The 18182-nt window shown below is 72.2% G+C and carries 16 protein-coding genes and 2 pseudogenes; 9 read left to right on the forward strand and 9 right to left on the reverse strand.

Features of this window, described 5'->3' with window-relative positions:
* Window positions 1–112: 112 nt before the first annotated feature.
* Window positions 113–463 (reverse strand): annotated as a pseudogene (locus tag ACZ6TI_RS46195) (glycosyltransferase family 2 protein); the annotation flags it as partial.
* A 24-nt stretch (window positions 464–487) separates the two neighbouring features.
* A pseudogene (locus ACZ6TI_RS46200) lies at window positions 488–1708 on the reverse strand (glycosyltransferase family 4 protein); the annotation flags it as partial.
* A gap of 160 nt (window positions 1709–1868) precedes the next feature.
* On the opposite strand from ACZ6TI_RS46200, the gene ACZ6TI_RS46205 reads away from it, so the two are divergent.
* Window positions 1869–2813 (forward strand): sulfite exporter TauE/SafE family protein, encoded by a 945-nt coding sequence (locus ACZ6TI_RS46205; RefSeq protein WP_465351670.1) that lies wholly within the window; start codon window positions 1869–1871, stop codon window positions 2811–2813.
* 41 nt (window positions 2814–2854) lie between these two features.
* Here the strand turns inward: ACZ6TI_RS46205 and ACZ6TI_RS46210 are convergent, their stop codons facing one another.
* Window positions 2855–3178 (reverse strand): STAS domain-containing protein, encoded by a 324-nt coding sequence (locus tag ACZ6TI_RS46210; protein ID WP_465351671.1) that lies wholly within the window; start codon window positions 3176–3178, stop codon window positions 2855–2857.
* Window positions 3179–3292: 114 nt separating this feature from the next.
* On the opposite strand from ACZ6TI_RS46210, the gene ACZ6TI_RS46215 reads away from it, so the two are divergent.
* The 3 genes from ACZ6TI_RS46215 (at window position 3293) to ACZ6TI_RS46225 (ending at window position 6537) form a co-directional block, all read left to right on the forward strand.
* On the forward strand, window positions 3293–4357 hold the full coding sequence (locus tag ACZ6TI_RS46215; RefSeq protein ID WP_465351672.1) for a sensor histidine kinase: 1065 nt from the start codon (window positions 3293–3295) through the stop codon (window positions 4355–4357).
* Window positions 4354–4983, forward strand: coding sequence for a response regulator (locus ACZ6TI_RS46220; protein ID WP_465351673.1), 630 nt, complete (start codon window positions 4354–4356; stop codon window positions 4981–4983). Before ACZ6TI_RS46215 ends, ACZ6TI_RS46220 begins: the two co-directional genes overlap by 4 nt.
* 69 nt (window positions 4984–5052) lie before the next feature.
* A complete protein-coding gene (locus ACZ6TI_RS46225) occupies window positions 5053–6537 on the forward strand; it encodes a carboxylesterase/lipase family protein (RefSeq protein ID WP_465351674.1) in 1485 nt (494 codons plus the stop codon).
* A 31-nt stretch (window positions 6538–6568) separates the two neighbouring features.
* On the opposite strand, the gene ACZ6TI_RS46230 is transcribed toward ACZ6TI_RS46225, so the two are convergent.
* The 4 genes from ACZ6TI_RS46230 to ACZ6TI_RS46245 all read right to left on the reverse strand — a co-directional run bounded on the left by ACZ6TI_RS46230 (window position 6569) and on the right by ACZ6TI_RS46245 (window position 12044).
* A complete protein-coding gene (locus ACZ6TI_RS46230) occupies window positions 6569–7453 on the reverse strand; it encodes a 1-aminocyclopropane-1-carboxylate deaminase/D-cysteine desulfhydrase (RefSeq protein ID WP_465351675.1) in 885 nt (294 codons plus the stop codon).
* Complete coding sequence (locus tag ACZ6TI_RS46235; protein ID WP_465351676.1) at window positions 7450–9147, reverse strand: alkaline phosphatase family protein; 1698 nt, start codon at window positions 9145–9147, stop codon at window positions 7450–7452. The genes ACZ6TI_RS46230 and ACZ6TI_RS46235 overlap by 4 nt, the downstream gene beginning before the upstream one ends.
* A 127-nt stretch (window positions 9148–9274) precedes the next feature.
* Window positions 9275–10168 (reverse strand): siderophore-interacting protein, encoded by an 894-nt coding sequence (locus tag ACZ6TI_RS46240; RefSeq protein ID WP_465351677.1) that lies wholly within the window; start codon window positions 10166–10168, stop codon window positions 9275–9277.
* Window positions 10169–10268: 100 nt separating this feature from the next.
* Complete coding sequence (locus ACZ6TI_RS46245) at window positions 10269–12044, reverse strand: ABC transporter ATP-binding protein (RefSeq protein WP_465351678.1); 1776 nt, start codon at window positions 12042–12044, stop codon at window positions 10269–10271.
* A gap of 78 nt (window positions 12045–12122) precedes the next feature.
* On the opposite strand from ACZ6TI_RS46245, the gene ACZ6TI_RS46250 reads away from it, so the two are divergent.
* The 5 genes from ACZ6TI_RS46250 to ACZ6TI_RS46270 all read left to right on the forward strand — a co-directional run bounded on the left by ACZ6TI_RS46250 (window position 12123) and on the right by ACZ6TI_RS46270 (window position 17169).
* Entirely contained in the window at window positions 12123–12557 is a 435-nt protein-coding gene (locus ACZ6TI_RS46250) for a MarR family winged helix-turn-helix transcriptional regulator (protein ID WP_465351679.1), read from the forward strand.
* Window positions 12558–12566: 9 nt separating this feature from the next.
* Entirely contained in the window at window positions 12567–13268 is a 702-nt protein-coding gene (locus ACZ6TI_RS46255) for a phosphatase PAP2 family protein (protein WP_465351680.1), read from the forward strand.
* 25 nt (window positions 13269–13293) lie between these two features.
* Window positions 13294–13992 carry a phosphatase PAP2 family protein gene (locus tag ACZ6TI_RS46260; RefSeq protein WP_465351681.1) on the forward strand — a complete coding sequence of 233 codons (699 nt, stop codon included), beginning with the start codon at window positions 13294–13296 and terminating at the stop codon, window positions 13990–13992.
* Between the two features lie 880 nt (window positions 13993–14872).
* The gene (locus ACZ6TI_RS46265) at window positions 14873–15739 is read left to right on the forward strand and encodes a hypothetical protein (RefSeq protein ID WP_465351682.1); all 867 of its coding nucleotides are present in this window, start codon (window positions 14873–14875) and stop codon (window positions 15737–15739) included.
* Between the two features lie 128 nt (window positions 15740–15867).
* Window positions 15868–17169 carry an MFS transporter gene (locus tag ACZ6TI_RS46270; protein WP_465351683.1) on the forward strand — a complete coding sequence of 434 codons (1302 nt, stop codon included), beginning with the start codon at window positions 15868–15870 and terminating at the stop codon, window positions 17167–17169.
* Window positions 17170–17229: 60 nt separating this feature from the next.
* Here ACZ6TI_RS46270 and ACZ6TI_RS46275 read toward each other — a convergent pair whose 3' ends face one another.
* Together ACZ6TI_RS46275 and ACZ6TI_RS46280 are read right to left on the reverse strand one after the other, a co-directional pair.
* Window positions 17230–17517 (reverse strand): DUF4873 domain-containing protein, encoded by a 288-nt coding sequence (locus ACZ6TI_RS46275; RefSeq protein ID WP_465351684.1) that lies wholly within the window; start codon window positions 17515–17517, stop codon window positions 17230–17232.
* Complete coding sequence (locus ACZ6TI_RS46280; RefSeq protein WP_465351685.1) at window positions 17514–18158, reverse strand: TetR family transcriptional regulator; 645 nt, start codon at window positions 18156–18158, stop codon at window positions 17514–17516. Before ACZ6TI_RS46280 ends, ACZ6TI_RS46275 begins: the two co-directional genes overlap by 4 nt.
* Window positions 18159–18182: the final 24 nt, after the last annotated feature.

Below are 18182 nucleotides of genomic sequence, written 5' to 3' on the forward strand. Positions count from 1 at the left end.
GGAACAGCTTGGTGTTGGCCAGCGACCGCGGCAACGGTGAGTCGAACAGGTCCAGATCGGGCTCGTCGCGGGCGAACACGTCCTGGAAGATGTGCCGGCTGTTGACCCCGGCGACCCGGCCGAGCACCACGTCCGAGCCGAGCTCGTCGGCGGCCTTGACCAGGCGTTCGAGCGCTTCCGGGCCGAGCCGGTCGTCGGCGCCGGCGAAGAACACGTAGCGGCCGGTGGCGGCGTCCAGGCCGCGGTTGAACGGGCGTGCCGGACCGCCCGAGTTGGCCTGGTGGATGACCGTGACGCGCCCGGGCCGGCGGGCCGCGAACCGGTCCAGCTCGGCGCCGCTGCCGTCGGCCGACCCGTCGTCGACGGCGATGATCTCGAGCCGGTCGGCGCCGATGGTCTGCGCGGCCAGAGAGTCGAGGCACTCGGTCAGATAGGGCATCGTGTCGTGCACGGCCAGGATGACCGTGACATCCGGCGCTGCCGGCTCCTGGTAGAGGGCGTCGAGCTTGGCCGCCTGCGCCTCCCAGGTCCAGTCCGGCAGCAGGCCTTCGAAGGGCGCCCGATAGCGCTCCGGGTCGTCGAGCACCTTGCGGACCGCGGCGGCCAAGCCTTCCGCGTCGCGGGCCGGGAACACCTCGCCGATGCCGGTGGACCGCACGGTGTCCGCCATCGTGCGCACGTCGCTGACCACGATCGGCAGGCGGGCGTGCGCGTACTCGAAGAACTTGGTGATCAGGGCGATCTCGTGGTTGGGCCAGTGGTGGATCGGGATCAGCCCGGCGTCGGCCGCGGACAGGAAGCGGCTCACCTGGTCGAAGGGCACGTACGGCACGACGTGGATGCGCTCGTGGGCCGGCGCCTTGGCCGGGTCCTCGATGACCAGCGCCACGTGCACGCCGGGCAGCAGCGGCAGCGCCTCGGCGATGGTGGCCAGCCCGCGCTGCGGCGCCGCCGAGCCGCTGTAGACCAGCAGCGGCGTGTCCGGGCCGACGCCGCACAGCGCCCGCAGGTCGGGCACGTCGCCCGGGTCGCCGGTCTCCGGGGCGTTGAGCACCACCGTGGGCCGGGTGGTCAGGTGGTGTTCCTCCTGCAGCAGCCCGGCCAGGGTCTCGGACACGGTGACCACGGCGTCGGCGGCCGGCGCGTACTCCCGCTCGTAGGCGCGGTGGGCCGGCAGCCAGCGGGCGTTGTCGCGGCGGGGCCGGGCGCCGGGCAGAAACTCGTGCGCGTCCCAGATCAGCCGGATCCGGCCGCCGGAGCGCTCCTTGGCACGGGCGCCGACCCCGAGCATCCGGGTGTCGTGCGCGTGGATGACGTCGGGTCCGAGCTCGTCGATCGCGGCGGCGAACGCCTTCTCGTAGGCCCACAGGCCGGGCTCGAGCCGCCGCCAGGCGCGGTCCCCCTCCCGGGTGGCCCACCAGCGCACCTGCGCGTGCTCGACCGGCCGCCGCGCGAGGCGGGCCAGCCGCAGTGGCAGCCCGCCGCGGGCGAGCAGCCGGCCGCGCACCCCGCCCGGAGCGCCATTGCCCAGCGGCAGCAGCCGCACCCGCGCCGCGCCGAGCCGCCAGCGCTCCTCGGAACCGGTGGAGGAGCAGCCCAGCAGCGTCACGTCCCACCCGGCGGCAGCGGCGGACCGGGCCGCCTTCTGCACCCGGGAGTCGCCCCGCACGCCGTTGTCGACCAGCATCACGACACGACCGTTTCGCATGATGCCGGGAGCCTAGGGGTGGATCGCGGCATCAGCGGAGGTCGTTACGCGGATGTCAACGACTCTTCACCGCCTGTCCAGCAGCCGGGACGCGCTATTGCACAAAGCCGACGAGCAAGGTAGGAAATAGTAATCCCTACGGGCTTGATAGGACCGATAAATGAGAAAGCTGATCCTGCTGGCCCTCGTGGGCCTGGGCGCACAGCTCGTCGACGGCAGCCTCGGCATGGCGTACGGCGTCACGTCGACCACCCTCCTCCTCGCGATCGGCACGAGTCCCGCAGCGGCCTCGGCCACCGTCCACCTCGCCGAGATCGGCACCACGCTGGTGTCCGGCGTCTCGCACTGGCGCTTCGGCAACGTCGACTGGAAGGTCGTCCTGAAGATCGGCGTGCCGGGCGCGGTCGGCGCCTTCTCCGGCGCCACCTTCCTTTCCAACCTCTCCACCGAGACCGCCGCGCCGCTGATGTCGATCATCCTGCTGGTGCTGGGCCTCTACGTGCTCATCCGGTTCACCACCCAGGGACTGCCCAAGGGCAACCTGGGCAAGCCGTTGCGCAAGCGGTTCCTCGCCCCGCTCGGCGTGGTCGCCGGCTTCGTCGACTCCACCGGCGGCGGTGGCTGGGGCCCGGTCGGCACCCCGGCGATCCTGGCCAGCGGCCGGCTCGAGCCGCGCAAGACGATCGGCTCGATCGACACCAGCGAGTTCCTGGTGGCCATCGCGGCCAGCATCGGCTTCTTCATCGGGCTCGGCTCGGAGAACATCAACTTCGCCTGGGTCGCGGCGCTGCTGATCGGCGGCGTGGTGGCCGCGCCGATCGCGGCCTGGCTGGTGCGGCACATCCCGCCGCGAGTGCTCGGCGCCGCGGTCGGCGGTGTGATCATCCTGACCAACACCCGCACGCTGCTGCGCAGTGACTGGATCGACGCGCCGGACGCCGCGCGCTACACGTGCTACGCGATCATCTACCTGGTCTGGGCGGCCGCGCTGGTCTACTCGATCGGGCAGTACCGCAAGAACGAGGCCGAGGACAAGGCCACCATCGCCGAGGCGGAGGCCCGCCGGGCCGCCGAGGAGGCGGAGCCGGAGCGTCAGCCGGCCTGATCCGCACGAGTGATGCCGCGGGCGCCTCAGGCACTGCGGCATCACTCTGCGCTGAACAACTCCATCGTGCCGGTCACCTCGAGCACCCGCCGCACGACGCCGACGGCGTTGATCGCCCGGATCTCGACCCCGATCTCGCGCGCCTTGAGAAAGCCCTCGATCAGCCCCGCCAGGGCCTCCGAGTCGAGGAAGGTCACCCCGCTGAGATCCACCAGCACCGAGGTGACACCGTCCGCGGTGGCCGCCTCGGTGATCGACTCGCGGACGTCCTCGCGGGCGCCGATGTCCAGCGCGCCGCGCAGCCGCAGAGCCCCGAGCCCGTTCCTCGGCTCCAGGATCTCGACGTCGTAATGGCGCTCCCGCACCAATCGTTTGTACCAGCAGCGACGGACGAGGATCGAGCGAAGATTCACCCGATAGGCGACCCTTAAAGTGCCGCGCACCGTTTTGCGCGCCGTGCGTGCGGGCATGGTCACCGGATGCGGACGCTGCGTCAGCCCGCCACACTCATCGCGGCCGTCGTCCTCCTCGGCACGGCGGCGCTGCGCCCGACGCCGCCGGTGGTCTTGCTGAGCGTCCTGGCCGCCAGCTGGCTGCTCCTTCCGCAGCCCACCACCCCACGGGTAACCGCGGTGCACCACGCCGTCCTGCTCGCCCTGGTCACCGCCCTGATCTGGGTGAACCCGTGGGCGATGTTCGGCTGCTTCATCGTGGCCGTGCGGGCGTTCACGCTGTTCACCGCGCGCTGGGCGTTCGCCTGGGCGGTGGCCGGCGCGCTGCTCCTGACCACCGCGCAGGCCCACGCCGTGCCGCCGCTGCCGCTGCTGATCAGCCTGCTCACCCCATTGATCGTGGCCGGGGTGTGGCTGAGCCGCGAGAGCGAGGCCCGCAAGCGGCTCGGCGACGAACTGACCGCCCTGCAGGAGCGGCTGGTCGAGCAGGCCCGCAGCACGGCCGTCCGGGACGAGCGAGCCCGCCTGGCCCGCGACATCCACGACACCCTCGCCCAGGACCTGAGCGCGTCGGTGGCGCTGCTCGAGGGCGCGGTCGCCGACGGGGTGACCGAGCGACGGGTCGCCCAGGCCCGCGACCTGACCCGGGCCGGACTGATCGAGGCACGCCGGTCGGTGCTGGCGCTGAGCCCGCACCCGCTGACCGGCGCGACCCTGCCCGCGGCGCTGGACGAGCTGGTCCGGTCGTGGGCGGCCCGCACCGGCATCGACGGGACCTTCGCCGCCGACCCGCCGCGTGCGCTGGACGGCGCGGTGGAGACCGCGTTCCTGCGGATCGGCCAGTCCGCTCTGGCGAACGTCGCCCAGCACGCCGATGCCTCGCGCGTCCGGGTCACGCTGTCCTATCTGGACGAAGCGGTGGTGCTGGACGTGCGGGACGACGGCGTCGGCTTCGCCGGTCCTTCTTCGCGGGCGGACTGTTTCGGGCTCGACGGGATGCGCCGCCGGGTCGGCGAGCTGGGCGGGACGCTTGACGTGGAGACCGCGCCCGGCGCCGGGACCGCGATCCGGGCGGCGGTTCCCGTCCGATGATCCGGGTGCTGGTGGTGGACGACCATCCGATGTTCCGGGACGGGCTGCGCCAGCTGCTGGACGCCGCGGACGGCATCGAGGTGGCCGGGGAGGCGGGCGACGGGCAGGAGGCGGTGGCCTTTGTGCGGGCCAACCCGGTCGACCTCGTCGTGCTGGACCTGCACCTGCCCCGGATGGACGGGATCACCGCGATCGGAGCCCTGCGCGTGGTCGCCCCGGACACGCGCGTGCTGGTGCTGAGCACCTACGACTCGGATGACGACGTGCTGCCGGCGATGGCCGCGGGCGCCGCCGGATATCTGCTCAAGGACGCCTCCCGCACCGACCTGCTGGCCGGCGTGCGCGCCGCCGCCCGCGGCGAGCCGGTGCTGTCCCGGGCCGCCGCCGACCGGGTGATCGGCAGCCTGCGCGCCGGCGGGCAGCCGCCCGAGGAGGTGCTGCAGCCGCGCGAGATCGAGCTGTTGCGCCTGGTCGCGGGCGGCGCCACCAATCGGGAGGCGGCCGACGCGCTGTTCGTCAGCGAGGCCACGGTCAAGTCCTACCTACTGCGCATCTACCGCCGGCTTGGCGCCCGCGACCGGGCGTCCGCGGTCTCCGAGGGCTATCGCCGCGGGTTGTTGCAATAACCGATCGGCTATATCCCGGTCGCCGAAGCATGCTGCCGGGCGCGCGCGCTCGCGACGAGCGTGGCGGACATGAAGCAGATCCTCATGGCATTGATCGTCCTGATCGCCGGATGCGCTGCCGGCAGCCCCGATCCGCTGACGGCCACGACCGCGTCCGGCGTCGTGCGGGGCGCCCGCGACGGCGAACTGGTCCGCTGGCGCGGCCTGCCCTATGCCGCGCCGCCGACCGGCGAACACCGCTGGCAGCCGCCGCGGCCGGCCGCGGCCTGGCCGGGCACCCGGGCGGCGACGACGTCCGGCCCGCGCTGCGCGCAGGGCACCACCGGCTCCGAGGACTGCCTCTACCTCGACGTCACCGCCCCGGTCGGCAGCGGCCGCAAGCCGGTGCTGGTGTGGCTGCACGGCGGCGGGTTCGTCGAAGGCGCGGGCCTCGACTACGACCCGGCCCGGCTCGCCGCGCGCGGCGACGTCGTGGTGGTCACTGTCGAGTTCCGGCTCGGCGTCTTCGGCTTCTTCGGCCACGCCGGGCTGCCCGGCAGCGGCACCTTCGGCCTGCAGGACCAGCAGGCCGCGCTGCGCTGGGTGCGGGCGAACATCGCGGGCTTCGGCGGAGATCCGCGCAACGTCACGCTCTTCGGCGAGTCCGGCGGCGGCTTCGGCACCTGCGGCCAGCTCACCTCGCCCGCCGCGGCCGGCCTGTTCGACCGGGCCATCATGCAGAGCGGCAGCTGCGGCCTGGACTTCCTGAAGAACAACGTGCCGCCGGAGTCCGCGCCCTACCGCCTGTGGCGGCCACTGGCCGAGACCGAGGCGGCCGGGTCCCGGACCGCGCGGGGGCTGGGCTGCGCCGACGTGGCCTGCCTGCGGGCGCTGCCGGCCGGTGCGCTGGCGAAGAGCCACCTGGACTTCGGTGCGGCGGCCTTCGGCACTCCGGTGCTGCCGGCCGATCCCGCGCGGGCGTTGCGGGCCGGGTCCTTCGCCCGGGTGCCGGTGCTGACCGGCTGGAACAGCGACGAGCACCGGCTCACCGCGGGTCTGCTGGACCTGGCCGGCTACGAGTTCACCGCGGCGGCGTACCCGGGCCTGATCCGGGATGCGTTCGGCGCTCGGGCGCTTCCGCGTTATCCGCTGGCGCGCTACCGCGGCAACGCGGCGCTGGCCTGGTCGGCGGCGTTCACCGACGCGATGTGGGCCTGCCAGATCCAGGCCGACCGGGCGGCCCTGTCCCGGCACACACCGACCTGGGCCTACGAGTTCGCCGACCCGCAGGCGCAGCCGTTCGTGGACCTGAAGCCGGACTTCCCGGCGGGCGCGTCACACGCGTCCGAGCTGCCGAACCTGTTCGACGTGGCCGGCCGCGAGCCGATCACCTCGGACCGCTACACCGACGCGCAGCGGGCTCTCGCCGGCCGGATGATCGACCACTGGGCGGCCTTCGCCCGCACCGGAGACCCGGGCTGGTCCCGCACGGTGACCCAGCGCCTGGCGCCGTCCGGCGACCGGCCGATCGACGCCTACGCCGCGCATCAATGCGGCTTCTGGGCGTCCGTCTGAGGGATGAGCGGCCTCCGGGGTCCCGCAGCTGCTAACCCAGCACCGCGACCAGCGTCGTGCCGGCCGGCCAGCGCCCGCGGTCCAGCAGGGTCAGGATGCCGGCCATCATCTTCGCCTCGTACACCGGGTCGAGCGCGATGCCGTGCCGCTCCCGGAAGCCCACGATGAACGCGTCCAGCTCGGCGGTGCGCCGGGCGAACCCGCCGAAGTGGAACTCCGTCTCGATCGACCAGTTCGTCGTGGTGCGGCCGGCGGCGCGCTGCAGGGCGGCCACGTCGCCGGCCAGGAAGTCGCCCTTGAGCGCCGAGAAGCCCAGCGCGGTGCGGCCCGGCGGCAGCCCGGCGGCGACCCCGGCCAGGGTGGTGCCGGTGCCGCTGGACAGGCAGATCACGTCGTACGGCTCGGTGATCTCGGCGGGCAGTTCGGCGCTGCCGCGGACCCCGTCCGGATTCGCGCCGCCCGCCGGGATCAGGAAGAACGGGCCGAAGTCGAGGCGCAGGCGGCGCAGGAAGGCGGGCTCGGCGCGGGCCCGGTACTGCGCGCGGTCCACGTACGCGATCGCCATGCCGAGCTCGGTGGCCCGCCGCAGGATCGGGTTCAGCGGCACGTGCTCCTCGCCGCGCACCACGCCGACGGTGGCGAAGCCGAAATGGTGCCCGGCCGCCGCGGTGGCCAGGATCTGCTTCGAGTACGCCCCGCCGAAGGTGAGCAGCGTGCCGAAGTTGCCGGCCGCCGCGGACGCCAGGTTGTGCTTGAGCTTGCGCCACTTGTTGCCGGGCAGGTCGGGGTGGATCAGGTCGTCCCGCTTGAGCAGCAGGCGCACCCCGGCCTGCCGCAACCGATCGTCGGCGAGCTCCTCGAGGGTCGACGGGACCCCGAGGATCAGGTCGCTGATCGGCTGTGGCGCTGAGGTCACGGCGTGCTGAACGTGGTCAGGAACCGGTCGCGGAAGGCGTCCATCCGGGCGGCCGGCGTGGACGGCAGCGGCTTGAGGCCGGGCGCCCACTGCCAGGAGGACATCCGGTCGAGCACCTCGCGGTCCTTGGTGACGATGCTGATCGGCACGTCCCGGCTGGCGTTCTGGCCGGTGATCACCGGGGACGGCTGGTGGTCGCCGAGGAACACCAGCACCAGGTCCTCGTCGCCGTACTTCTCCACATAGGACGTCAGGCTGTCCACCGAGTACTGGACCGAGCGCAGGTATTCCGCCCGGATCCGTTTGTCGTCCTTCCACACCTCGGCCGGTGACGGGTCGTTCGCGGTCATCGGGCCGAAGATCGAGCCGTCGCCGAGCTGGTCCCAGTCGACCACGTCGGGGATCGGCGCCCACGGCGTGTGGCTGGACACGAAGGTGATCTCGGCCATCAGGTTCTTGCGGTTCGGCTTCGAGCGCTCCAGCCGCTCGAACGACTGCAGCGTGAACTGGTCCGGCATGGTCGCCCAGCTGAACTTGGGCCCGCGGTAGCCGAGGTCCTTCTCGCCGTAGATCTGCTGGTAGCCGTAGAACTCGCCCTCCGGCCAGGCGTAGGTCAGGCCCGGCTCGACGCCGACGGTCCGCCAGTCGGCGCGGCCGAACGCGCTGGTCAGAGTGGTGCGGTCGCTGGCCGTCAGGGTGCGGTAGCGCTGCTCGTTGGCCACCCACAGGCCGGACTGGAAGGTCGAGTGCGCGAGCCAGCTGCCGCCGCCCGCGGTGGGGGAGGTGAGCCAGCCGCTCTGCGCGCCGTAGCCGGCCGCGGTCAGCCGGTCGGTGGCGAAACCGAGCGTGGCGTCCATCCCGGCCGCGTAGGACGGGTCCTCGACCGCGCTCCGGCCGTAGCTCTCGATGAAGGCGAACACGACGTCCTTGCCGCGCAGCCCCTGCAGCAGCTGGTCGGGCGGGGTGTCGCGGAACCGGTCGTTGGCGGCCAGGGTCGCGAACTCGCGCTTGTCCTTGATGCCCTCGGGCACCTTCAGATAGGTCTCCCGGGCCAGCGTGATCGCGGCGTCGGAAGAGATGAAGACGGTCGAGACGAAGTGCGTGCCGAGCAGCGCGAGCACGACCCAGGCCGCGCTGAGCGCGAGCACGGTCCGCGAGGCGGCGGCCCGGTGCCGCTCGGCGAAGCGGGTCAGCCGCAGCGTCGACCAGGCCATGACGACCGGTACGCACAGCACGAGCAGCACCGCGCCGACGAGCACGAGCCGGGCGCCGGTCTTGCCGATCGAGTCACCGAGGAAGCTCAGCCCGTCGTCCAGCAGCACCCAGTCGAGCACCGGGTTGAACGGCCGGGCCAGCGCGCTGAAGAAGGCCATGTCGATGACCTTGACCAGGGTGAGCAGGCCGAGCAGGGCGCCGCCGACGATCGCCGCGACCTTGCGGATGCGGCCCGGCAGCACGAGCAGCACCGCGATGCCGATCAGCGCCTCCATCGGGATCCGGATGAACGCCTCGGCGGTGTTCGACCCGGCGGGCAGGCGGCTGACGTTGTTGGGCGTGCTCAGCGTGAGGAACACCAGCACGGCGGCGAGTGTGGTCAGCACGCCGGCGACGATGCGACGCCAGCGGGGACGGGTGGGGGCCGTCTGCGGGGTCATGTCTTCTTCGGCCCGCGGGCCGAGCAGCTTGACGGACAAAACCATTCCTTCGATGCGAGCAGACGCACGGCCGGGCAGGTGCCGCACACACCTAGTACGTCATCGCTTCCGAATCGGTTCACGCCGGTCATCGCGCACCACTGTAGGCGGGCGCCGCCGCGACCGTTCAGAGACCCAGGCGGGCGAGGCGTTCGTCGTACTCGATCTCGATGTCACCGGGGTCGGCGCCGGTCGTCCAGAGCGCCTCCAGCGACTCCTTGGTCGCGCGGTCGAGTTCCCCGTAGCGGTCCCGCCAGCGCTCCGCGCCGTCGGTCCAATAACCCAGCGTCTTGTACGCGGTGGACGGCAGCCCCAGCTCCCGGCGCAGGTATTTACGCACCGCGCGCAGCTCCCGCGTCTCGCCGGCGACCCACACGTAGCCCACGCCGCCGGGCCGCGGCAGCGTCCGCACGACCTCCTCCAGCCGGCTGTGCCCGTGCCCGTTGCCGCCGTGGATCCAGGTGACCTCGACGTCCGCGCGGACCCGCAGATCGATCCGGTGCCCGGCGTCCGGCACCTCCAGCACCGCGTGCGTGCGCACCCCGGCCGGCGCGGACTCGAGCAGCCGGGCGGCGGCCGGCAGCCCGGCGCAGTCGGCCACCAGGAACTGCCAGGTCAGCCCCGCCGGCGGGTCGTAGATGCCGTCGGGCGTGTTCATCCCAACCAGGTCGCCGGGTGTGGCCCGCCGGGCCCACTCGGCGGCCACCCCGCCGTCGTGGATGACGAAGTCGATGGTCACCTCGCCGGCCGCCGGGTCGAAGTCGCGCACCGTGTACGTCCGCATGGTGGCCAGGTCGATCGAGTCGTAGTCCAGGTTGCCGCCGGTGACCGTGGGCAGGATCGGCGCGTCGTCCCGGCCGGCCGGGAAGATGAGCCGCAGGTATTCGTCGCCGACACCGGTGGACGCGTATCCGGCCAGCCCGGGGCCGCCGAACACGACCCGCCGCATCGCCGGGGTCAGGTCGAAGGCGCGGACGACGGCGCCGGTCCACACCCGCATCGGCAGGGGTTTGCCTGTCATGTGACGACTCCTCCAGAAGCCTCAGATACGCCATCCGCCTGCTCGGCGAGCCGTGGACTTAGGTTAGCCTTGGCTGATCTGGAGAACAAAATCCGACTGTCTACGCCGCCAGGGCGGCGTATCGGCCGTCGGCCTCGACCAGCGCCTCGTGCGTGCCGGCCTCGACCACGCGGCCGTGGTCCAGCACCACGATGCGGTCGGCGCCGCGCACGGTGGACAGCCGGTGCGCGATGGTGATCGTGGTGCGGCCCCGCGACAACTCGTCGAAGGCGCGCTGCACGGCTCGCTCGGTCTCGGTGTCGAGCGCGCTGGTGGCCTCGTCGAGGACCAGGATCTTCGGGTCGCGCAGCAGGGTGCGGGCGATCGCGATGCGCTGCTTCTCGCCGCCGGAGAAGCGGTGGCCGCGGGAGCCGACGACGGTGTCGTAACCGTCCGGCAGCGCCTCGATCAGGTCGTGGATGCGCGCGGCGCGGGCGGCCTGCTCGATCTGGGCGTCGGTCGCGTCCGGGCGGGCGTACCGGAGATTTTCCTTGATCGTGGTGTGCAGCAGATAGGTCTCCTGGCTGACCACGCCGACGATCCCGGCCAGGTCGCCGAGCCGCATGTCGCGCAGATCGACGCCGTCGATGGTGACCCGGCCCGAGGTCGGGTCCTGCAGTCGCGCGATCAGGCCGGCGATCGTGCTCTTGCCGGAGCCGGTCTCGCCGACCAGGGCGAGTGAGGTGCCGGCCGGCACGTCCAGGCTGACCCCGGCGACGGCCGCCGTGGAACTGCCCGGATAGGCGAAGGTCACATCCTCCAGCCGGAGGTGGCCGGTCACGTGCGAGACGTCGGCCGGTGCGGCCGGCTCGTCCACCTCGACCGGCAGGTCCAGATATTCGAAGATCCGGGCGAACAGGGCCAGCGAGGCGGTCAGCGACACGCCCACGTTGAGCAGCCCGGTCAGCGGCCGGAACAGCGCGCCCTGCAAGGCGGTGAAGGCGACCAGCGTGCCGATGCTCATCGTGCCCGCGGTGCCCGGCAGCCCGGCGCTCAGATAGATCACCGCCGGGATGGCCGCGAAGATGATGCTCATCGTCGCCATCCGCCAGCGGCCGGCCAGCTCGGAACGCAGCTCGAGGTCGATCAGCCGCTGCGACGAGCCGGTGAACCGGTCGATCAGCGCGGGACCGGTGCCCATCGTCTTGCTGAGCTGCACGCCGCTGATCGACAGGCCCTCCTCGACGGTGACGTTGAGGTCGGCGAGCTCGCGCTGGCGCTGCGCGGTGATGGTGCGGCGCATCCGCGCGACCCGGCGGGAGAGCAGGATCGCGGGCGGCAGCACGACCAGCGAGATCAACGACAACCGCCAGGACAGCGCGGCCATCGCGACGGCGGTGGCCACCGCGGTGGTGAGGTTGGACGCGATCGAGGTCGCGGTGGAGGTGACCACCGACTGCATGCTGCCGATGTCGTTGGTGATGCGGGACTGCACCTCGCCGGTGCGGGTGCGGGTGAAGAACGCCACCGACTGCCGCTGCAGGTGCGCGAAGACGCCGGTGCGCAGCCGGTGCATGACGCGCTGGCCGACGGTGGTGGAGATCCAGGTCTGCACGACGCCGAGCGCGGAGGTCACGGCGGCCACGGCGATCATGCCGAGCACGAGCCAGGCCAGCAGCGTCAGGTCGGATTGGGGGAGCGCGACGTCGATGACCTCGCGCAAGAGGAACGGCTGGGCCATCGCGATCACCGACGACACCACGATGATCGCGGTGACGACGGCCAGCTGCCCACGGTGTTCGGTGAAGAGCCGCCCGATGCGACGCAGCGAGACCTGCTTGGCCTGCGCGCGCTCGGCGGCGGTGACGGTCTTGCGACCTTCTCTTCGGCTTTCCAAGTATGACCCCTTAGATTCGGCGAAGCTGAGGTTACCTCAACATGAGGTTACAACGGTTTCTCCTGATAGGCTATTCCGGTGGACGAGGACGGGCTGGCCGAGCTGTTCTGGGGTGTCGCCCGCGACCTGCGGCACCGCACCCGAGACGCGCTGACGCCGTGGGACATCACCCCCGCGCAGTCGCGCGCGCTGGGCGTGCTGATGCGCACCGAGCCGCAGCGGCTCAGCGACCTCGCCGAGCGCCTGCGGATCGCGCCGCGCTCGGCCACCGAGGTGGTCGACCACCTGCAGCAACGCGGCCTGGCCGAGCGCCGGCCCGATGCCGCCGACCGCCGCGCCACGCTGGTCGCGCTGACCGAGGGCGGCCGGGCCGCGAGCGAGCGCATCCGGGACGCCCGCCGGGCCGAGGCCGACCGCTTCTTCGGCGCGCTGAGCACGGACGATCAGGAGACGCTGGGCCGGATCCTGCGGAAACTGCGCGACGGAGGTGAACAACCGGCAAACGAGGGGTAAGGCTTTTGCATGCCCGCCGACCGCACCTTCGGGCTGCGCCTCGGCGTAGCCGCCGCCCTCACCGTCCTGCTGCTCGTCCCGTTCGCCCTGCTGGCGATCTTCGTGGTCGGCAACTGGGCGCCACTGCACGCCTTCGACGGCGCGATCACCGACACCCTGCACGCCTACGCCATCCGCAACCCGTTCGCGGTCGACGTGATGGTGGTGTGGAGCTGGGTGTTCTCCCCGATGGCGCTGCGCGTCGCCGCGCTCGGGCTGGTGATCTGGCTGTTCCGCCGGCAGCAGCGCCGGCTGGCCTGGTGGGTGATCGTCACGATGACCGCCGGCGGCGTGGTGGCGGCGCTGCTCAAGCTGCTGGTCGAGCGCGACCGGCCGGAGTTCCTCGACCCGGTGGCCCGCGCCGCCGGCTTCTCGTTCCCCTCCGGCCACGCCACGAACGCGGCGCTGACCTGCGCCGTCTTCCTGCTGATCCTGCTGCCGATCCGCCGCCTGCGGCCGCTGCTGTGGACCGTCGCGGTCGTCGTCACCCTGCTCACCGGACTGGCCCGGATCGGCCTCGGCGTGCACTACACCAGCGACGTGCTGGCCGGCTGGCTGCTCGGCGTCGCCGTGGTGTGCGCGACCACGGTGGCCTTCGTCGGCACCCGCCGCCGCCGCGAGCCGGTCGCGGTCGGCGGCCTGGAACCCGAGGTCGCGACCGCGCGTAGATGATCTTCAGGACGGGTACATCCGGCCGGTGTCCAACGTCACGCAAGCCCTCAAGCGTGTGGTTCTCCCGGTCGCCGGGCTGCTCGCGGTAATCATCGTCCTCGGCCTGCTGATCACCAAGGTCTGGGAGAAGTCCTGGCCGTTCACCGCCGAAGACGGCGTCAACCGTGAGCTCGCCGGTGACCGCACCGCCGACTGGAACAGCGTGACCTGGTTCTTCAGCATGGTGGGAAGCACCCCGGTGATCATCGGGGTCACCGTCGTCGCCGCGCTGATCCTGCGGCTCACCCTGCACCGCTGGCGCGAGCCGATCTTCCTGTGCGTGGCGGTGACCGCACAGGCCCTGGTGTTCTTCTTCGCCACCCTGGTGATCGACCGCGGACGCCCCGGCGTCCCCAAGATGGACGAATCGCCGCCGACGTCGAGCTTCCCGTCCGGGCACACCAGCGCGGCGGTGGCGCTGTACTGCGGCCTGGCGGTGGTGCTCGCGATGCTGGTCCGGCGCACCTGGCTCAAGTGGGTGTGCTGGCTGCTCGTCCTGGTCCCGGTGGCGGTGGGCTGGTCCCGCCTCTACCGCGGCATGCACCACCCCAGCGACGTGGTCGCCTCGTTCCTGAACGGGCTGCTCTGCATCACGATCGTGGCCCGGGCGGTGCTCGACCGTGCGGTCGCGTGGGGGAAGGCCAAGGTCGGCGGCCGGCGCGCGACGCCGGCCCGCGTCAGCTGAGCCGGCCCGCTTCCCGCGTCGGCTGAGCCGGCCCGCTTCCCCGCGTCGGTTCGTCCGTCAGCATCGTTCGCCGTCGAGCTCGCCCGTCGGCGCTCGCCCACGGATCCGATCTGCTGACGCGCTGATCGGCGTGATGTGGCCCCGGTGGCGCCGCGGGGCCTGATCCGGTCTTCGGCATTTCGCGGCCCGATGCGGTTCCGGTCGCGCGCTGCGGGTTTGATGCGGTCCTGAAGGCGCTTCGCGGTGTGGTGTGGTCTTGGTGGCGCAATTCGCGGGGCGATGCGGTCTCCCGGTGGCGCTACGCGTGTTTCCCGGCGTGCTGTGCGGTGATTCGGTCCTGATGGCGCGTCGGTGGCGCGCTGTGCGGTGCGCGGGGTAGCGGTGGCGCGATGCGGTCCCGGCGGGGCGCTCGCCGCGTGGTGCGATCCCGGGCGGCGCGCTCGCCGGGTGGTGCGTATATGTGTGCAGAGCAAGAACACGGCGTTCACATCGACTGGTCGTGACCGGCTTGTGAAATGCGGCGTGGTGGGCGCGCGGATGTCGCTCTCGGTGAAGATGCCGTCGGGCGGTTCCGGCGTGCTCTCGGCGGTGGATCGGATGCGAATCAGGCTCGCCGATGTTTTAAGGAAACCTTTTCCCGCTCCGCCGGTGCGACAAATTTGCGTCCGCCCGGACGGCCGGATCGCCGTGTCGGCGGCAACTTCCCATCGCCCTTGCTGAGCAGCAAAGATGCCGACGGCACTCGGTGCCCGGCGACGGCGCGACAGGCGGCGGTGGAGATCCGGCGCCTCGAATTCGGCCCGCGGAATGGTGAACCGCTGTGCTGCTCCGGCCCGTAAGTCCCCAGCGAAGACATCGACGACCAACGACGGGAGTGACGATGAGGCTGCGTCAACGACGGGGCACCGGGGTCAACCGCAAGGCGATCGGCGCGACGATTGTCGCCGGTGTGCTCGTGTTGGGGGGCATCACTGGCGTGCAATTCGCGAACGCCGGTGAGAACTCCACGAAGGCCGATGACGTGGTGGTCGTGGACGGGCAGCAGTTCGACGTCGCGAACTGCGCCGAGCTGGAGATCAACGCGGGCGCGGTGATCTGCGACGGCGAAGCACTGCAGCCGATCGAGGACCAGGGCGCCGCCGAGGCCGCCGCCGCGTCCGCCGCGGCGCTGGAGACGGCGTGCGACCAGTTCGCCATCGACCAGGCCGCCGCCGATGCGGAAGCGGCCGGCGAGGGTGCCGAGGAGGCTCCGCCCGCCGCGGGTGACGAGTCCGCGCCGCCCGCCGCCGAGCCGGCCGCGCCCCCGGCAAAGATGACCGAGGGCAAGGCGAAGCAGACGCTGAAGGCGCTGATCAAGAAGGCCAAGGCGGCGAAGGCCGAGCGGCGCAAGAAGCAGAAGGAAGCCGAGGAGGAGGCCGGCGCCGGCGAGGAGGCCGGTGCGGGTGAAGAGGCCGGTGCGGGTGAAGAGGCCGGTGCGGGCGACGAGGCCGCCGATCTCGAGGCCGCGGTCGCCGACGCGCAGGCCGCGCTGCTGCAGTCCTGCCTCGACCTGGCGATCGCCAAGGCCGCCGCGGCCGAGGCCGGCGCGGGTGCCGAGGACGAGGCCGGCGAAGAGGCCGGTGCGGGTGAAGAGGCCGGCGCGGGCGAGGAAGCCGGCGCGGGCGAAGAGGCCGGTGCGGGCGACGAGGCCGGCGCCGAGGACGAGGCGGGCGCCGACGAGCCGGCTCCGGCCAAGGCCAAGAAGTAAGAAGTAAGAAGTAGGAACCAGGACGACGGAAGGCGCGGCCCCCGACCTCGGGGACCGCGCCTTCGTCGTGACCGACAACACGCCTGCCGAAATTGCCTGGCCGATACAGCTAAACCAATAATGGCATTATGCAAAACGCCACCACCCCGTTCCGGCAGCCCCGGGCGGTCTGGGCCGTCGCCTTCGCCTGCGTCGTCTCGTTCATGGGCATCGGCCTGGTCGACCCGATCCTGCCCGCCCTGGCGGACAGCCTGCACGCCACGCCGAGCCAGGTCTCCCTGCTGTTCACCAGCTACCTGGTGGTCACCGCGGTGGCGATGCTGGTGGTCGGCTGGGTGTCCAGCCGGCTCGGCGCCAAGCGCACGCTGGTGATCGGCCTGGCCATCATCGTGGTGTTCGCCGCGCTCGCCGGCGCCTCGGGTTCGATCGGCGGCATCGTCGGCTTCCGCGCCGGCTGGGGGCTGGGCAACGCGCTGTTCATCGCGACCAGCCTCGCGGTCATCGTCGCGTCGGCGTCGGGCGGCTTCGCCGGAGCGATCATCCTGTACGAGACGGCGCTCGGTCTCGGCATCGCGGTCGGTCCGCTGCTCGGCGGCGAGCTCGGCAGCATCAGCTGGCGTGGCCCGTTCTTCGGCGTCGCCGTCCTGATGGCGATCGCCCTCGTCGCGACGGTGGTCTTCGTCCCGTCGCTGCCCAGGCCCGAGCACAAGACCTCGCTCGCCGCCCCGCTGAAGGCGTTGCGCCACCGCGGCCTGCTCACCATGGGCGTGACCGCGCTGCTCTACAACTGGGGCTTCTTCACCATGCTTGGCTACGCGCCGTACCCGATGGAGCTGGACGCCCACCGCCTCGGCCTGGTGTTCACCGGCTGGGGCCTGCTGGTCGCCGCGTTCAGCGTCTTCGTCGCGCCGCGCATGCAGGCCCGCTTCGGCACCGCCAAGGTCCTGTACGTGAACCTGATCGCCCTGGGCATCGTGATGGTGGTGATCGCGGCCGGCGTGGCGACACCGTCCGTGGTCATCGTGGCGGTGATCGTCAGCGGCGCGTTCATCGGCATCAACAACACGCTCACCACGCAGGCGGTGATGCTGGTGTCCCCGGTCGAGCGCCCGGTGGCATCGTCGGCCTACGGCTTCGTCCGCTTCATCGGCGGCGGCCTGGCGCCCTTCGCGGCCGGCGAACTGGCCGACGCGTTCAATCTGAGCGTGCCGTTCTATCTGGGCGGGGCGACCTTCGTGCTGGCCGTGTTCGTGCTGGCCAGCGGGCACCGGCTGCTGGACGCGGCGGAGTCCGGCAGCGCTCCTTCACTGGTGCCGGTCGGCGCCCAGGCCGGCTCGGCGGATCGCCCGGTGATCGTCGCGGTCGGCGCGGGCCCGGACGCCGCGCCCTGCGAGCTGACCAGCGAGTCGCTGGTCCAGCTCAGACCCTGAGGCGCCACCGCGCCGCTGCCGCTTCGTGCTGGACCTGTCCGACCTGGACTGACGGCCCGGTCAGCCGAAATCGGGCCAGGGTGGGGCGCCCACCCCGGACAGGCGCAGGCCGCCCCACGGGTCCGGCTCGCCGAGCGTGGCCGGCATCGGCGTCCCGCCCGGCACGGTGATCTCGGCGTCTCTCGCGCCGGCCCGGAACGCCGCCAGCAGATGCTCGTCCGGGCCGGTGCGGCCGGCCCAGCGCAGGCGGCCCTCCACCGGCTCGAAGCGGGCGGACAGACGTACCGGAAGAGTGCTGGACCGATCGCCCACCTTGACCTCGGCCTCGCCGCGGTAGTCCTCGCTCACCTCGCCGCCAATCCGCCCGGGAGGTCGGCCGCGGTCCGGATGGTCGCGATGCCGCCCCACAGCAGGGTCGTCAGATAGTCGCTCAGCGCCGGGCGGCTGATCGGTTGCTGGTGTCGCAGCCACCAGTCGCCGGCGGTCTGCACATATCCGACGATGCCGTAGGCCCAGGGGAGTGCCGGGCCGGTGTCCAGGCCCACGTCGCGCAGCCGGTCGCCGAGGATGCGGGCCAGGCCGCTGGCGACCGTGTCCACCACGTCGCCGACCACGTCGGGGCCGCGCTCGATGCCGGACGGGTGCACGACGAAGCGGTACACGTGCGGGTCGCCCTCGATGTAGGACAGGTACGCGTCGATGGCCGCGGTCACCACGTCCCGCTCGGCGCGGACCGCGGCCACCGCGGGGGCGATCGCGGCCAGCAGGGTGGTCGCCGCCTCCTGGCCAACCGCCTGCCAGAGCTGCGACTTGTCGGCGAAGTAGCGGTAGAGCACCGGCTTGCTGACCCCGGCGTGCGCGGCGATCGCGTCCATGCCCAGGTCGGGGCCGTGCGCCCGGATCGCCTCGATGGCCGCGGCGGTGAGATCGGCGCGGCGTTGCTCGCGATGTCCGGCCCAGCGTTGACTGCGGCCGTCGGCGGAGTTCATAGTACTAGGAGTAACTGTTACTTG

The sequence above is a fragment of the Actinoplanes sp. NPDC051388 genome (genome assembly GCF_055586225.1).

What these genes read in the sequence shown, in the direction of transcription:
- ACZ6TI_RS46220 (WP_465351673.1), top strand. Translation starts at nt 4,354, where the DNA reads ATGATCCGGGTGCTGGTGGTGGACGACCATCCGATGTTCCGGGACGGG.
- ACZ6TI_RS46215 (WP_465351672.1), top strand. Translation starts at nt 3,293, where the DNA reads ATGCGGACGCTGCGTCAGCCCGCCACACTCATCGCGGCCGTCGTCCTC.
- ACZ6TI_RS46280 (WP_465351685.1), bottom strand. Translation starts at nt 18,158, where the DNA reads ATGAACTCCGCCGACGGCCGCAGTCAACGCTGGGCCGGACATCGCGAG.
- ACZ6TI_RS46265 (WP_465351682.1), top strand. Translation starts at nt 14,873, where the DNA reads ATGAGGCTGCGTCAACGACGGGGCACCGGGGTCAACCGCAAGGCGATC.
- ACZ6TI_RS46240 (WP_465351677.1), bottom strand. Translation starts at nt 10,168, where the DNA reads ATGACAGGCAAACCCCTGCCGATGCGGGTGTGGACCGGCGCCGTCGTC.
- ACZ6TI_RS46255 (WP_465351680.1), top strand. Translation starts at nt 12,567, where the DNA reads ATGCCCGCCGACCGCACCTTCGGGCTGCGCCTCGGCGTAGCCGCCGCC.
- ACZ6TI_RS46225 (WP_465351674.1), top strand. Translation starts at nt 5,053, where the DNA reads ATGAAGCAGATCCTCATGGCATTGATCGTCCTGATCGCCGGATGCGCT.
- ACZ6TI_RS46205 (WP_465351670.1), top strand. Translation starts at nt 1,869, where the DNA reads ATGAGAAAGCTGATCCTGCTGGCCCTCGTGGGCCTGGGCGCACAGCTC.
- ACZ6TI_RS46270 (WP_465351683.1), top strand. Translation starts at nt 15,868, where the DNA reads ATGCAAAACGCCACCACCCCGTTCCGGCAGCCCCGGGCGGTCTGGGCC.